The sequence below is a fragment of the Mesorhizobium shangrilense genome (assembly GCF_028826155.1).
Classification (GTDB): Bacteria; Pseudomonadota; Alphaproteobacteria; order Rhizobiales; family Rhizobiaceae; genus Arvimicrobium; species Arvimicrobium flavum.
The window spans coordinates 1,100,068-1,113,536 of record NZ_JAQGPN010000001.1; the positions used below are offsets into that span (position 1 = coordinate 1,100,068).

The window sequence follows — 13,469 nt, forward strand, 5'->3', positions numbered from 1 at the left end:
AGCCGACGAGCATGGCCGGGCTGAAGCCCACGCATTTCCACTGGCAGGCCGAAGGCGGCGTCGCGCAGATCAGGCTGGCCCGCCCGGAGCGCAAGAACCCGCTGACATTCGAGTCCTACGCCGAGCTGCGCGACACCTTCCGCGACCTCGTCTATGCCGATGACATCCATGCCGTGGTGTTCCTGCCCAACGGCGGCAACTTCTGCTCGGGCGGCGACGTCCATGAGATCATCGGGCCGCTGGTCGGCATGGACATGAAGGAGCTGCTCGCCTTCACGCGCATGACAGGCGACTTCGTCAAGGCGATGATCAATTGCGGCAAGCCCATCATCTCGGCGATCGACGGCGTGGCCGTCGGCGCGGGCGCCATCATCGCCATGGCGTCGGACCTGCGCATCGCCACCCCGGAGGCGAAGACCGCCTTCCTCTTCACCCGCGTCGGCTTGGCCGGCTGCGACATGGGCGCCTGCGCCATGCTGCCGAGGATCATCGGCCAGGGTCGCGCTGCGGAACTGCTCTACACCGGCCGCACGATGAGCGCCGAGGAAGGCGAGCGCTGGGGCTTCTTCAACCGGCTGGTTTCGGCGGCCGATCTGGAGAAGGAGGCGCTGGAACTGGCCGGTCGCATCGTCGCCGGCCCGACCTTCGCCCACGGCATCACCAAGACGCAGTTGAACCAGGAATGGTCGATGGGCCTCGACCAGGCCATCGAGGCCGAAGCCCAGGCGCAGGCGATCTGCATGCAGACGCGCGACTTCGAGCGGGCGTACAAGGCGTTCGTGGCGAAGGAAAAGCCGGTGTTTCAGGGGGATTGAGGATGGCAATGCGGTCCACTCCCCCTCCACCATGCTTCGCATGGTCCCCCTCCCCGGCTTCGCAGGGGAGGAGCCGCGGTGGTTCCGCTGGCACGACCTGGATCCTCCCCCGTTTACGGGGGAGGGGGACCGCCATAGGCGGTGGAGGGGGCGTGGAGACGACCCATGCCTGACCGCTCCTTCCTCTCCTGGCCGTTCTTCGAGCCCCGTCACCGCGAATACGCGGAGCGTCTGGACGACTGGTGCGCAAAGAACCTTCCCGTCGACCACCACGACGTCGATGCCGCATGCCGCAACCTTGTTCGGATGCTGGGCGACGCCGGGTGGCTCAAGCCCACGGCTGTTGACGCCGCCGATCCCGCACCGCTCGACGTGCGCACGCTTTGCCTCACCCGCGAGACACTGGCGCGCCATGACGGGCTGGCCGATTTCGCCTTCGCCATGCAAGGCCTGGGCACGGGCGCGATCAGCCTGTTCGGCGAGGCGCACCACAAGGAGTGGCTTGCCAAGACGCGCACCGGCGACGCGATCTCGGCCTTCGCGCTGTCGGAGCCGCGCTCGGGTTCCGACGTCGCCAACATGGACATGACAGCCCGCCGCGACGGCGGCGGCTTCGTGCTCGACGGCGAGAAGACCTGGATCTCCAATGGCGGCATCGCGGATCTCTACGTCGTCTTTGCCCGCACCGGCGAGGCGCCCGGCGCGAAGGGCATCTCCTGCTTCCTCGTTCCGGCCGACACGCCGGGCCTGGCCGTCGCGGAGCGTCTCGAGGTGATCGCTCCCCACCCGCTGGCCCGGCTTTCCTTCGAAAACTGCCGCGTGCCGGCCTCGGCCATGATCGGCAAGCCGGGAGAAGGGTTCAAGATCGCCATGTCGGTGCTCGACGTGTTCCGCTCCACTGTGGGCGCCGCAGCGCTCGGCTTCGCACGGCGCGCGCTCGACGAGAGCGTTTCGCGGGTGTCGTCGCGCAACCTGTTCGGCGCGCCGTTGTTCGACCTGCAGATGGTGCAGGGCCACATCGCCGACATGGCGTTGGACGTCGACGCCGCGGCACTGCTGATCTACCGTGCGGCCTGGACCAAGGACATGGGCGCGCCGCGCGTGACGCGGGAGGCCGCCATGGCAAAGCTGTACGCCACCGACCGCGCCCAGAGCGTCATCGACAAGGCTGTCCAGCTGCACGGCGGCGACGGCATCCGCAAGGGACACATCGTCGAGAGCCTCTACAGAGAGATTCGTGCGCTGCGCATCTACGAGGGGGCATCCGACGTACAGAAAGTGGTGATCGCACGACAAATGCTTGCATGACGGCCGCCATGAACGGGAGGAGACCAGCATGGCCAAGGTACTCGACAAGGGCATAACGGAAAACGGCAAGGGCTACGCAGGGGTGACGTGGAACATCCTCGGGCAGATCTATTACCCGAAGGCTGTCTGCGACTCGTCGTTCGCGTTCGAGACCAACTCCGCGCCCGGGCAGTTCGTCCCGGTCCACATCCATCCGACGCAGGACGAGTTCATCCTCGTGCAGGAGGGCGAACTGGACCTGAAACTGGACGGCGTCTGGTCGAAGGCACGCGCCGGCGACCTGGTGCGGATGCCGAGGGGCATCCCGCACGGCTACTTCAACAAGTCGGACAAGCCGGCCCGCGCCCTGTTCTGGGTCTCGCCGGCCGGCAGGCTCGAGGATCTCTTCCACGCACTGCACGACCTGCAGGACATCCCGCGCGTGATCGAGCTGTCCGCCCAGCACGACGTCGACTTTCTGCCGCCCGAGGCGAACGAGTAAGATGCTTTCAGCCAGCGCCCACACCGACACTTTCGCTCGCGACAACCTGCCGCCTCAGAGCGAGTGGCCGGTCTTCCTGCTCGACGGGTTCGACTATCCGGAAACCCTCAATGTCGGCGTCGAACTGACCGACCGGCTGGTCGAGCAGGGTTTTGGCGACAACACTGCGCTGATCGGCAACGGGCGGCGGCGGACCTACAAGGAGCTGTCCGACTGGACCAACCGCCTCGCCCACGCGCTGGTGGAGGACTATGGCGTCAAGCCGGGCAACCGTGTGCTGATCCGCTCCGCCAACAATCCGGCCATGGTGGCCTGCTGGCTGGCCGCGACAAAGGCAGGCGCTGTCGTCGTCAACACCATGCCGATGCTGCGCGCCGGCGAACTGACCAAGATCGTCGACAAGGCGGAGATCAGCCTGGCGCTCTGCGACACGCGCATCAAGGACGAACTGGTCGCCTGCGCCAAGGACAGCAGGTTCCTGAAGGCGGTGGTCGGCTTCGACGGCACCGCCAACCACGACGCCGAGCTCGACCGCATCGCCCTCAACAAGCCGGTGAAGTTCGACGCGGTGAAGACCAGTCGCGACGACGTCGCCCTGCTCGGCTTCACCTCCGGCACCACCGGCGTGCCGAAGGCGACCATGCATTTCCACCGCGACCTGCTGATCATCGCGGACGCCTACGCCAAGGAAGTGCTGAAGGTCACGCCGGATGACGTTTTCGTCGGCTCGCCGCCGCTCGCCTTCACCTTCGGGCTCGGCGGCCTGGCGATCTTCCCGCTGCGCTTCGGCGCGGCGGCGACGCTGCTCGAACAGGCGACGCCACCGAACATGGTCGAGATCATCGAGACCTATCACGCGACTGTCAGCTTCACCGCACCGACCGCCTACCGCGCCATGCTGGCGGCGATGGACCAGGGCGCCGACCTCTCGTCGCTGCGCGTCGCCGTGTCGGCTGGCGAGACGCTGCCGGCGCCCGTTTACGAGGACTGGACGAGGAAGACCGGCAAGCCGATCCTCGACGGCATCGGCGCCACCGAGATGCTGCACATCTTCATCTCCAACCGCTTTGACGACCGCGCACCGGCGTCGACCGGCAGGCCGGTGACGGGATACGAGGCGGTCATCGTCGACGAGGACATGAGCGAGCTGCCGCGCGGCGAGATCGGCAGGCTTGCTGTACGTGGCCCCACCGGCTGCCGCTATCTCGCCGACGACCGCCAGCGCGCCTATGTCCGCAACGGCTGGAACCTCACCGGCGACAGTTTTGTCCAGGACGCCGACGGCCGCTTCCACTTTGCCGCGCGCTCGGACGACATGATCGTCTCCGCCGGCTACAACATCGCCGGCCCCGAGGTGGAGGCCGCCCTGCTGTCCCATCCGCAGGTCAAGGAATGCGCCGTGATCGGGGTGACGGACGGCGAGCGCGGCCAGATCGTCGAGGCACATGTCGTGCTGGTCGAGGGCGCAGAGCCGGGCGACCTGACGAAGAAGCTTCTGCAGGACCACGTCAAGGCGACAATCGCCCCCTACAAGTATCCGCGCTCGGTCATTTTCACCGCCGCCCTGCCGAAGACGCAGACGGGGAAGATCCAGCGGTTCAGGCTGAAGGAGGGGGCGAAGTGAAGTGCCCCGTTGATCTGAGCTCGCCGGCTCGCCTCACCTGGAACGGCCCCCTCTCCGTCTCGCCCTTCGGGCTCGACACCTCTCCCCCCGTTCCGGAGGGAGAGGATGGGAGCCAAGCTGGACGCCCATCCTCTCCCCTCACGAAGTGGGGGAGAGGTGTCGCGCGAAGCGCGACGGAGAGGGGGTATTTGCCCGCTCAGCCATTTCCGCGGACAGGCGCCAGGGTATGCGGACGATGACCGACTTTTCCCGCACCCGCACCCTTTTCCACATTCCCGAGGGCGTCATCTACCTCGACGGCAACTCGCTGGGCCCACTGCCGATCGCGGCCAAGCAGCGTGTCGCCAATATGCTGACCGCCGAATGGGGCGAGCAGCTGATAAAAGGATGGAACAGCGCCGGCTGGTTCATGCAGCCGCGCGTGACAGGGGACCGAATCGGCAGGCTGATCGGCGCGCCGGCGGGCACCGTCGTCATGGGCGACACTCTGTCGATCAAGGTGCACCAGGCACTGGCCTCGGCGCTGGAGCTCAATCCGGGCCGCAAGGTGGTGCTGTCCGACAGCGGCAATTTCCCGTCCGACCTCTACATCGCGCAGGGACTGCTGAAATCGCTCGACAAGGGGCATGAGCTGAAGATCGTCGAGCCGGAGGAGGTCGAGGCGGCGATTGACGACGGCGTCGCCGTGCTGATGCTGACCGAGGTCGACTACCGCACCGGACGCCTGCACGACATGAAGGCGCTGACCGCCAAGGCCCATGCTGCGGGCGCGCTGACGGTCTGGGACCTCGCCCATTCGGCCGGGGCGCTGCCGGTCGATCTTGCGGGCGCCGAGGCCGATTTCGCCGTCGGATGCACCTACAAGTACCTGAACGGCGGGCCCGGCGGGCCAGCCTTCATCTATGTCGCGCCAAAACATCTGGAGACGGCGCGGCCCGTGCTGTCCGGCTGGCTCGGCCACGAAGCGCCCTTCGCCTTCGACCTCGACTACCGGCCGGGCGGCGGCATCGACCGCATGCGCTGCGGCACACCGCCGGTGATCGGGCTGGCGGCGCTCGATGCGGCGCTCGACGCCTGGGACGGCGTCGACATGGCCGATGTGCGCAGGCAGTCGATCGCGCTCTGCGACCTGTTTATCCGCGAGGTCGAGGCGCGTTGCCCGGACCTCGTGCTGAACACGCCGCGCGACGGTAGCAGGCGCGGCAGCCAGGTGTCGTTCCGGCATCCCGAGGGCTACGCCATCATGCAGGCGCTGATCGCCTGCGGCGTCATCGGCGATTTTCGCGCGCCCGACGCCATCCGCTTCGGCTTCACGCCCCTCTACATCAGCGAGAAGGAGGTCCTGGGGGCCGTCGACATCCTCGCCGACATCATGGCCAACCGGCTGTGGGACCGGGCCGAGTTCAAGCGCAAGGCAGCGGTGACATGAACACACCCTACAATCCCGCCTCCGAAGGCGCGCAGATGTCGTTCGAGGGCCGCATGTCCTATGCGGACTATCTGCATCTCGAGAAGATCCTGAATGCGCAGGAGCCGCTGTCCACCGCGCATGACGAGCTCCTGTTCATCATTCAGCACCAGACGTCCGAGCTCTGGATGAAGCTCGCCATCCACGAGATCCGCTCCGCGAAAAAGGCGATTGGCGAGGACCGGCTGCAGCCGGCCTTCAAGATGCTGACCCGCGTCGCCCGCATCTTCGAGCAGCTGAACAACGCCTGGGACGTGCTGCGCACCATGACGCCCAGCGAATACACCGAGTTCCGCGGCGCGCTCGGCCAGTCTTCCGGATTCCAGTCCGGACAGTACCGCGCCATCGAGTTCATGGCCGGCAACCGCAACCTCGCCATGCTGAAGCCGCACGAGCACGTGCCGGAGGTGATCGAGAAGCTGGAGGCGATCCTCGCCGAGCCCAGCCTCTACGACGAGGCGCTGATGCTGCTGGCGCGCAACGGCTTCGACATCGGGGCGGACGCCGGCCGCACCGAATGGCGCGGGACGCGCGCCGAAAACGATGCCGTGCGAGGCGCGTGGCGCGAGATCTATCGCGATCCCGTCCATCACTGGGAACTCTACGAGCTGGCCGAGAAGCTGGTCGACTTCGAGGACTATTTTAGGCGCTGGCGCTTCAACCACGTGACCACCGTGGAACGCATCATCGGCCTGAAGCGGGGTACCGGCGGCACCGCCGGCGTCTCCTACCTGCGCAAGATGCTGGAGGTGGTGCTGTTCCCGGAGCTTTGGAACCTGAGGACGGAGTTGTAGGGGAGCCGTTTTCTGAGCCAGAGGTTGCAATCAACCCTTTTAAAACAAACCGCGATCTGCATGTTTGCGGGTTCACGGAAATCACAATGGGAGAAACGACATGAGAAGACTTCTTGCCGCGACTGTCGCGGGTCTGGCGATTGCGCTTGCCGCACCGGCCTTCGCCGAGCCCGTCAAGATCGGCATGATCACGACGCTGTCCGGCGGCGGCGCGGGACTTGGCGTCGACGCGCGTGACGGCTTCGACCTGGCGATCAAGCTCGCCGGCAACAAGGACATCACCGTCGTCACCGAGGACGACGCGATGAAGCCGGAACTCGCCGTGCAGATCGCCGACAAGATGATCCAGTCCGACCAGGTCGACATCCTGACCGGCATCATCTGGTCGAACCTCGCCATGGCTGTCGTGCCGAATGCCGTCGCGCAGGGGAAATTCTACCTGTCGGTGAACGCCGGACCCTCGCCTCTGGCGGGCGCGAAGTGCAACGAGAACTACTTCAACGTCGCCTACCAGAACGACAACTTCCATGAGGCGATGGGGCAGTACGCCACCAGCCAGGGCCTGAAGAAGATGTTCATCCTGGCGCCGAACTATCCGGCCGGCACGGATTCGCTCAACGGCTTCAAGCGCTTCTACAAGGGTGAGCTGGCCGGCGAGGTCTACACCAAGCTCGGCCAGACCGACTATGCCGCCGAGATCGCTCAGATCCGCGATTCCGGAGCGGAGTCCGTGTTCTTCTTCCTGCCCGGCGGCATGGGCATCGCCTTCGTGAAGCAGTACGCGCAGTCGGGCGTCGGCATTCCGCTGATGGGCCCCGGCTTCTCCTTCAGCCAGGACGTTCTCGGCGCCATCGGCGACGCAGCGCTCGGGGCCAAGAACTCGGCCTCATGGTCGAAGGACTTGGACAATGCGGCGAACAAGAAGTTCGTCGAGGAGTTCCAGAAGGCCTACAACCGCCTGCCGTCGATCTATGCCGCGCAAGCCTACGACACTGCGAACCTGATCGTCTCCGCTGCATCCAAGGCGAGCGTCAAGGATGCAGCCGCCTTCCGTGCTGCGCTCAAGGAAGCCCAGTTCGAGTCGGTTCGCGGAAAGTTCAAGTTCAACACCAACAACCACCCGATCCAGGACATCTACGTGCGCGAGGTGATCAAGGAGGGCGACGTGCTGACCAACAAGATCGTCGGCACGGCGTTCACCGACCATACCGACGCCTACGCCAAGGATTGTCCGCTGAAGTAGCGTCCTTCTCCCGCTTGCGGGGAGAAGGCGCCGGCAGGCGGATGAGGGGCTGCGCCGGCACCGGCGGGTCCGCTTCCAATGGTTCCCTAGCCCCTCACCCTTACCCTCTCCCCGTGAACGGGGAGAGGGGTCGTCACTGCAGCGCTCACTGTCACAAGGTTCCGTTTGTCCACAGCCCTCCTCATAGAACAGCTCCTCAACGGACTTCAGTTCGGCGTCATGCTGTTCCTGATGGCGGCGGGGCTCACCCTGATCTTCGGCGTCATGGGCCTGATCAACCTCGCCCACGGCTCGCTTTATATGGTCGGCGCGTTCGCCTGCGCGGCTGTCGCCGCCTGGACCGGATCGTTCTGGCTTGGCCTGGCCGCCAGTCTCGTGGCGGCCGCGGCTGCGGGCGCGATCGTCGAGATGCTGGTCATCCGCCGGCTCTACGCGCGCGACCATCTCGATCAGGTGCTGGCCACCTTCGCGCTCATCCTGATCTTTTCGGAGGGCACGCGCTGGCTGTTCGGCTCGTTCCCGCTCTATCTCGACATTCCGCCGCTGCTTGCGGGCGCGGTGCCGCTGCCGGGCGGGGCCAACTATCCGCTCTATCGCCTCGCCATCATCGCCGCCGGCATCCTCGTCGCACTCGGTCTCTACGTCCTCATCTCGAAGACGCGCCTCGGCATGCGCATCCGCGCCGGCCAGTCCGACCGCGAGATGATCGGCGCGCTGGGCGTCGACATCGCCAGCCTCTACACGCTTGTCTTCGCGCTCGGCGCAGCGCTCGCGGGGCTCGCCGGCGCCATGGTGGGCGCGCTCCAGTCGGTGCAGGTCGGCATGGGCGAGCCAGTGCTGATCCTCGCCTTCGTGGTCATCGTCATCGGCGGCATCGGCTCGATCAAGGGCGCGCTGTTCGGCGCGGTGCTGGTCGGGCTCACCGATACGCTCGGACGCTTCCTGCTGCCAAAACTCTTCGCGCTGGTGATGGGGCCTGCCGCCGGCATGACGGTGGGCGCGGCCATCGCCTCCATGCTGATCTACATCGTCATGGCTTTCATCCTGGCCTTCCGCCCGCGCGGGCTCTTTGCGGCGAACACATGATGACGCGCGCTGCACTCCTCAACATCGTCCTTGCGGTTCTTCCGCTGGCCATCGCGCTCGGCGCGCTGGCGCTGGAGCAGCCTTTCTACGTCACGCTGGCGACGCGCATGGCGATCCTGGCACTGGCGGCAACGGGTCTGAACCTGGCGCTTGGGCTCGGTGGACTGGTCTCCTTCGGCCACGCCGCCTTCTTCGGCATCGGCGGCTATGCGGCCGGCATCCTTGCCTCGCACGCGCTCTACATGCAGCCGCTTCTCACCTGGCCGGTGGAGATCCCGGGCAGCGAGAGCGCCCTGGTGATCTGGCTGGTCGCGGCAGCCGTGGCGGGGGTCGTCGCGCTGGCCATCGGCGCGATCAGCCTGCGCACGTCGGGCGTCTACTTCATCATGATCACGCTCGCCTTCGCCCAGATGATCTACTACTTCGCGATCTCCTGGCCGGCCTATGGCGGCGAAGACGGCCTTTCGCTCTCCGGCCGCACGGTGCTGCCCGGCGTCAACACAGCGGTCCCGTTGAACTTCTTCCTCGTCTGCTACGTCGTCCTTCTGGTGGCGATCCTGCTCTTCGCGCTGATCCGCAACTCGCGTTTCGGGGCCGCACTCCAGGCTGCGCGGCAGAACGAGACGCGGCTCGCGGCTGTCGGCATCGCGCCGTTTCCGGTTCGCCTCACCGCCTTCGTCATCTCCGCGATGATCACCGCCGTCGCCGGTGCGCTGTTCGCCGACCTAAACCGCTTCGTAAGCCCGTCGATGCTGTCCTGGCACATGTCGGGCGAGCTGATCGTGCTGATCATCCTCGGCGGCGTCGGCCGGCTGTTCGGTCCCGTGGCCGGCGCGATCCTCTACGTGCTGATCGAGTTCATGCTGGGCGGCCTCACGGAGCATTGGCAGTTCTTCCTGGGCCTGATCCTGCTCGGCGTGGTGCTCTTCGCGCGCGGCGGCATCGTCGGCCTGCTCGCCGGAAAGGCGCGCCATGGCTGATCCGATCCTCTCGGTGCGCGACCTGCGCAAGACGTTCGGCGCGCTGAAGGCGACCGACAATGTGAGCCTGGACCTGCGGGCGGGGGAGATCCATGCGCTGATCGGCCCGAACGGGGCCGGCAAGACGACGCTGATCCACCAGATTTCCGGCTCGCTGAAGCCCGACAGCGGCGACATCATGTTCCGCGGCGAGCGGATGAATGACCTCGGGCTTGCCCAGCGGGCTCGCAAGGGGCTCGGCCGCTCCTTCCAGATCTCGTCGCTGGCGCTCGAGTTCTCCGCGCTGCGCAACGTCATGCTGGCGGTCCAGTCCCGGCAGGGCGGCAGCTTCCGCTTCCTGCGGCCGGTCATGGGCGACAGTTCGCTCACGGAGCCGGCCATGGCGGCGCTCCGCCGTGTCGGCATCGCCGAGCGTGCGCGGGTGCCGGCCGGCGACATGTCGCACGGCGAGCGCCGGAAGCTCGAGATCGCGATCGCGCTGGCGCTCGGCTCGCAGGCTTTCCTCTTCGACGAGCCGATGGCCGGCATGGGACCGGAGGGCTCGAAGGAGCTGACGGGGCTTCTCGACGGCCTGCGGCAGGAGGCGCCGATCCTGCTGGTCGAGCACGACATGGACGCTGTGTTCGCGCTGGCCGACCGCATCTCGGTTCTGGTGTACGGCCGCGTGATCGCCACCGGCACCGTCGATGAAGTCCGGCGCGACCCGGAGGTGCGTCGCGCCTATCTCGGGGAGCAGGGTTGATGCTGCTTGAGGTTTCTGGTCTCGAAACGTCCTACGGCCACTCGCAGGCGCTGTTCGGTGTCGACCTCGCCGTCGCCCAGGGCGAGGTCGTCGCCCTGATGGGCCGCAACGGCATGGGCAAGACGACGACGATCGGTTCCGTGCTCGGTCTGCTGAGGCCGCGCCGGGGCAGCGTGCGATTCGACGGCGCCGAGATCGCCGGGCGACCCGCATATCGCGTCGCGCGGCTGGGCATAGGCCTGGTACCGGAAGGCCGGCGCTGCTTCCCCAACCTCACCGTGCATGAGAATCTTGTCGCGGCGGCGCGCGGATCCGGCTGGACGCTTGATGCGGTTCAGCAGCTCTTCCCCAGGCTCGGCGAGCGCGCCGGGCAATACGCCAACACCCTGTCAGGCGGCGAGCAGCAGATGCTGGCGATCGGGCGGGCGCTGATGACCAACCCCAAACTGCTGATCCTCGACGAGGCGACGGAAGGGCTGGCGCCCGTTATCCGGCACGACATCTGGGCGGCCATAAGGGCCCTCAAGGGTCGCGGTCAGTCGATCCTCGTGGTCGACAAGACACTGTCAGAACTGCTGCCGGTCGCCGACCGCGCCTTCATCCTTGAAAAGGGCCGGACGGTCTGGTCCGGAACGCCTGACGACCTCACCCCTGATATACAGGATCGCTATCTCGGCGTTTGACGCCGTCGAACCATGGAGACGCCAATGTCTGCACCCCATCAAATTCTCCAGCCCTCCCACTGGAAACCCGCCAGAGGCTATTCCAACGGCATCGCCACCGATTCCGGGCGGGTCGTCTTTCTCGGCGGACAGATCGGCTGGAATGCGGAGCAGGTCTTCGAGACCGATGACTTCGTCGGCCAGACGAGGCAGGCGCTGCAGAACATCCTTGCGATCCTTGCGGAAGCCGGCGGCGGCCCCGAGCACATCGTTCGCCTTACCTGGTTCGTCACCAGCAAGAAGGAGTATCTGGAAGGACTCAAGGAGCTGGGCGCGGCCTACCGCGAGGTGATGGGCCGCAATTTTCCGACGATGAGCGTCATGCAGGTCGTGGCGCTGATCGAGGATGCGGCCAAGGTCGAGATCGAGGCGACCGCCGTCCTTCCCTAGCCCCGTTCTCAGGCAGTATCCCCGACATCCCCACCCGACGCCATGCAACCCGTGTTCACCGACGGGAACAAATGTCCGCGCCGGGCGTTAGGTACGGTCGTCACTTGCCGCTCGCGGCTTGCCGATCGCACCCGCCAGTGGATGCCGATCACATAGCGCGCCGCGACGGTTCGTAAAGAGGCGAGACCTCAGACGGGCAATCAAGCCCGCCGCCGCGGGAGCGCAGGACAATGGAAGAGACGGCCAGACGCGCGTTGATCCGCGCCGCGATGAAGGCGCCCTATCTCGACAGGCAGGAGGAGCAGGAACTGGCGTTGCGCTGGAAGGAGCGCCGCGATCAGCAGGCGCTCCACCGCATCACGGTGGCGCACATGCGCCTCGTCATTGCTATGGCCGGCAGGTTTCGCCATTTCGGACTGCCGATGGGTGACCTGATCCAGGAGGGTCACGTCGGCTTGCTCGAGGCAGCGGCGAGGTTCGAACCGGAGCGGGAGGTGCGCTTCTCGACCTATGCCTCGTGGTGGATCCGCGCTTCGATCCAGGACTACATCCTGCGCAACTGGTCGATCGTGCGCGGCGGCACCAGTTCGACGCAGAAGGCGCTCTTCTTCAATCTGCGCAGGCTCAGGGCGCGTCTGGCTCAGGGCTCGGAAGTGCTTTCCAACGCCGAGGTCTACAAGCAGATCGCAGCCACGCTCGGCGTATCGGAAGGCGACGTGGCCGTGATGGACGCCCGGCTCTCCAGTCCGGACTCCTCACTGAACGCGCCGGTGAGCGACGAGGCGACGGGCAGCGACCGCATGGACTACCTCGTCGCCGACGAGCCTCTGCCGGACGAGGTGGTGGAAGACCTGATCGATCTCGAGCGGCGGGCTGGCTGGCTGAACAACGCGCTCTGCGTGCTCAACGAACGCGAGCTGCGGATCATTCGCGAGCGCCGGCTGCAGGATGAAGGCGCCACGCTTGAAGCGCTCGGCGCGCGGCTCGGCATCTCGAAGGAGCGCGTGCGCCAGATCGAGACGCGGGCGCTGGAGAAGCTGAAGACCGCGCTGTTGCGGGCTAATCCGGACATCGCCTATTACGCGGCGGCGTAGCGAGGCAACTCGCCACGCCATCGCTGACCTTCACGCGGCCAAGGCAGCGCGCGTCCTGGCAATCATCAGGGCCGCCTGCGCGGCCTCCTGGCCCTTCTTGATGAAGTGCGCCCGGTAGATCTCGGCGTGGTGCTCCGTTTCCTGGTAGTGGTGGGGCGTCAGCGATACCGACAGGACCGGCACGCCGGTGTCGAGCCCTGCGCGCATCAGGCCGTCGACCACCGCCTGGGCCACGAATTCGTGGCGATAGATGCCGCCGTCGACGACGAAGGCCGCGGCCGCGACCGCCTTGTAGCGGCCGCTGGCGGCGAGGTCGCGGGCAACGAGCGGCAGCTCGAATGCGCCGGGGACGTCGAAGACATCCACCTCACTGGCCGGGATGACCTGGCAAAAACCTTCCAGCGCGCGATCCACGATGTCGGCGTGCCAGTTTGCCTTGACGAAAGCATAGCGGGTCTGTGTCAACTTTGATCTCCTTGCGACGGACACATTCCCCAAGGCGATCACGCGCCCTCCACGGCTGACGCCGCGTGGACACGTTCTCTCTCATCCGGACTGTGACCGTCGGCTCAGGCATCTCACCTGATCTGCTGACCCTTCGATGAAGGCGCTCGCGGGCTCGCGGCGTCTGCCGCATACCGCCGGTGGGGAATTTCGCCCCGCCCCGAGAACGGGCGGGAACATAGGCAGGGCTGCGGTGCAGCGCAAGATGCCAGCGGAGC

General features: G+C 66.4%; 14 protein-coding genes and 1 riboswitch. Of the genes, 13 read left to right on the forward strand and 1 reads right to left on the reverse strand.

Annotated elements, in window-relative coordinates:
• Nucleotides 1–11: 11 nt before the first annotated feature.
• The 13 genes from PD284_RS05430 (at nt 12) to PD284_RS05490 (ending at nt 12,747) form a co-directional block, all read left to right on the forward strand.
• Complete coding sequence (locus PD284_RS05430; RefSeq protein ID WP_274630547.1) at nt 12–815, forward strand: enoyl-CoA hydratase family protein; 804 nt, start codon at nt 12–14, stop codon at nt 813–815.
• Between the two features lie 165 nt (nt 816–980).
• Nucleotides 981–2,123 (forward strand): acyl-CoA dehydrogenase family protein, encoded by a 1,143-nt coding sequence (locus PD284_RS05435; protein WP_274627198.1) that lies wholly within the window; start codon nt 981–983, stop codon nt 2,121–2,123.
• 28 nt (nt 2,124–2,151) lie between these two features.
• Complete coding sequence (locus tag PD284_RS05440; RefSeq protein WP_274627199.1) at nt 2,152–2,604, forward strand: cupin domain-containing protein; 453 nt, start codon at nt 2,152–2,154, stop codon at nt 2,602–2,604.
• A gap of 1 nt (nt 2,605) precedes the next feature.
• Nucleotides 2,606–4,228, forward strand: a complete 1,623-nt coding sequence (locus PD284_RS05445) for an AMP-binding protein (protein WP_274627200.1) — start codon at nt 2,606–2,608, stop codon at nt 4,226–4,228.
• Nucleotides 4,229–4,463: 235 nt separating this feature from the next.
• Nucleotides 4,464–5,657: a kynureninase gene (gene kynU, locus PD284_RS05450; RefSeq protein WP_274627201.1), complete on the forward strand. Its 1,194-nt coding sequence runs from the start codon at nt 4,464–4,466 to the stop codon at nt 5,655–5,657.
• Entirely contained in the window at nt 5,654–6,490 is an 837-nt protein-coding gene (kynA, locus tag PD284_RS05455; protein ID WP_274627202.1) for a tryptophan 2,3-dioxygenase, read from the forward strand. The genes kynU and kynA overlap by 4 nt, the downstream gene beginning before the upstream one ends.
• Before the next feature lie 100 nt (nt 6,491–6,590).
• Nucleotides 6,591–7,733: an ABC transporter substrate-binding protein gene (locus PD284_RS05460; RefSeq protein ID WP_274627203.1), complete on the forward strand. Its 1,143-nt coding sequence runs from the start codon at nt 6,591–6,593 to the stop codon at nt 7,731–7,733.
• Nucleotides 7,734–7,898: 165 nt separating this feature from the next.
• Nucleotides 7,899–8,819, forward strand: a complete 921-nt coding sequence (locus PD284_RS05465; RefSeq protein WP_274627204.1) for a branched-chain amino acid ABC transporter permease — start codon at nt 7,899–7,901, stop codon at nt 8,817–8,819.
• Nucleotides 8,819–9,799, forward strand: a complete 981-nt coding sequence (locus PD284_RS05470) for a branched-chain amino acid ABC transporter permease (RefSeq protein ID WP_274630548.1) — start codon at nt 8,819–8,821, stop codon at nt 9,797–9,799. The genes PD284_RS05465 and PD284_RS05470 overlap by 1 nt, the downstream gene beginning before the upstream one ends.
• Entirely contained in the window at nt 9,792–10,541 is a 750-nt protein-coding gene (locus PD284_RS05475; protein WP_274627205.1) for an ABC transporter ATP-binding protein, read from the forward strand. Before PD284_RS05470 ends, PD284_RS05475 begins: the two co-directional genes overlap by 8 nt.
• Nucleotides 10,541–11,224, forward strand: coding sequence for an ABC transporter ATP-binding protein (locus PD284_RS05480; protein ID WP_411956179.1), 684 nt, complete (start codon nt 10,541–10,543; stop codon nt 11,222–11,224). The genes PD284_RS05475 and PD284_RS05480 overlap by 1 nt, the downstream gene beginning before the upstream one ends.
• Before the next feature lie 24 nt (nt 11,225–11,248).
• Nucleotides 11,249–11,653, forward strand: coding sequence for a RidA family protein (locus tag PD284_RS05485; protein ID WP_274627207.1), 405 nt, complete (start codon nt 11,249–11,251; stop codon nt 11,651–11,653).
• 230 nt (nt 11,654–11,883) lie between these two features.
• The gene (locus tag PD284_RS05490) at nt 11,884–12,747 is read left to right on the forward strand and encodes an RNA polymerase factor sigma-32 (RefSeq protein WP_274627208.1); all 864 of its coding nucleotides are present in this window, start codon (nt 11,884–11,886) and stop codon (nt 12,745–12,747) included.
• A gap of 30 nt (nt 12,748–12,777) precedes the next feature.
• Here PD284_RS05490 and PD284_RS05495 read toward each other — a convergent pair whose 3' ends face one another.
• Nucleotides 12,778–13,212 (reverse strand): 6,7-dimethyl-8-ribityllumazine synthase, encoded by a 435-nt coding sequence (locus tag PD284_RS05495; RefSeq protein WP_274627209.1) that lies wholly within the window; start codon nt 13,210–13,212, stop codon nt 12,778–12,780.
• Nucleotides 13,213–13,281: 69 nt separating this feature from the next.
• Nucleotides 13,282–13,423: riboswitch (FMN riboswitch) on the reverse strand.
• Nucleotides 13,424–13,469 lie beyond the last annotated feature (46 nt).

What these genes read in the sequence shown, in the direction of transcription:
- PD284_RS05430 (WP_274630547.1), top strand. Translation starts at nt 12, where the DNA reads ATGGCCGGGCTGAAGCCCACGCATTTCCACTGGCAGGCCGAAGGCGGC.
- PD284_RS05435 (WP_274627198.1), top strand. Translation starts at nt 981, where the DNA reads ATGCCTGACCGCTCCTTCCTCTCCTGGCCGTTCTTCGAGCCCCGTCAC.
- PD284_RS05440 (WP_274627199.1), top strand. Translation starts at nt 2,152, where the DNA reads ATGGCCAAGGTACTCGACAAGGGCATAACGGAAAACGGCAAGGGCTAC.
- PD284_RS05445 (WP_274627200.1), top strand. Translation starts at nt 2,606, where the DNA reads ATGCTTTCAGCCAGCGCCCACACCGACACTTTCGCTCGCGACAACCTG.
- kynU (WP_274627201.1), top strand. Translation starts at nt 4,464, where the DNA reads ATGACCGACTTTTCCCGCACCCGCACCCTTTTCCACATTCCCGAGGGC.
- kynA (WP_274627202.1), top strand. Translation starts at nt 5,654, where the DNA reads ATGAACACACCCTACAATCCCGCCTCCGAAGGCGCGCAGATGTCGTTC.
- PD284_RS05460 (WP_274627203.1), top strand. Translation starts at nt 6,591, where the DNA reads ATGAGAAGACTTCTTGCCGCGACTGTCGCGGGTCTGGCGATTGCGCTT.
- PD284_RS05470 (WP_274630548.1), top strand. Translation starts at nt 8,819, where the DNA reads ATGACGCGCGCTGCACTCCTCAACATCGTCCTTGCGGTTCTTCCGCTG.
- PD284_RS05475 (WP_274627205.1), top strand. Translation starts at nt 9,792, where the DNA reads ATGGCTGATCCGATCCTCTCGGTGCGCGACCTGCGCAAGACGTTCGGC.
- PD284_RS05480 (WP_411956179.1), top strand. Translation starts at nt 10,541, where the DNA reads ATGCTGCTTGAGGTTTCTGGTCTCGAAACGTCCTACGGCCACTCGCAG.
- PD284_RS05485 (WP_274627207.1), top strand. Translation starts at nt 11,249, where the DNA reads ATGTCTGCACCCCATCAAATTCTCCAGCCCTCCCACTGGAAACCCGCC.
- PD284_RS05490 (WP_274627208.1), top strand. Translation starts at nt 11,884, where the DNA reads ATGGAAGAGACGGCCAGACGCGCGTTGATCCGCGCCGCGATGAAGGCG.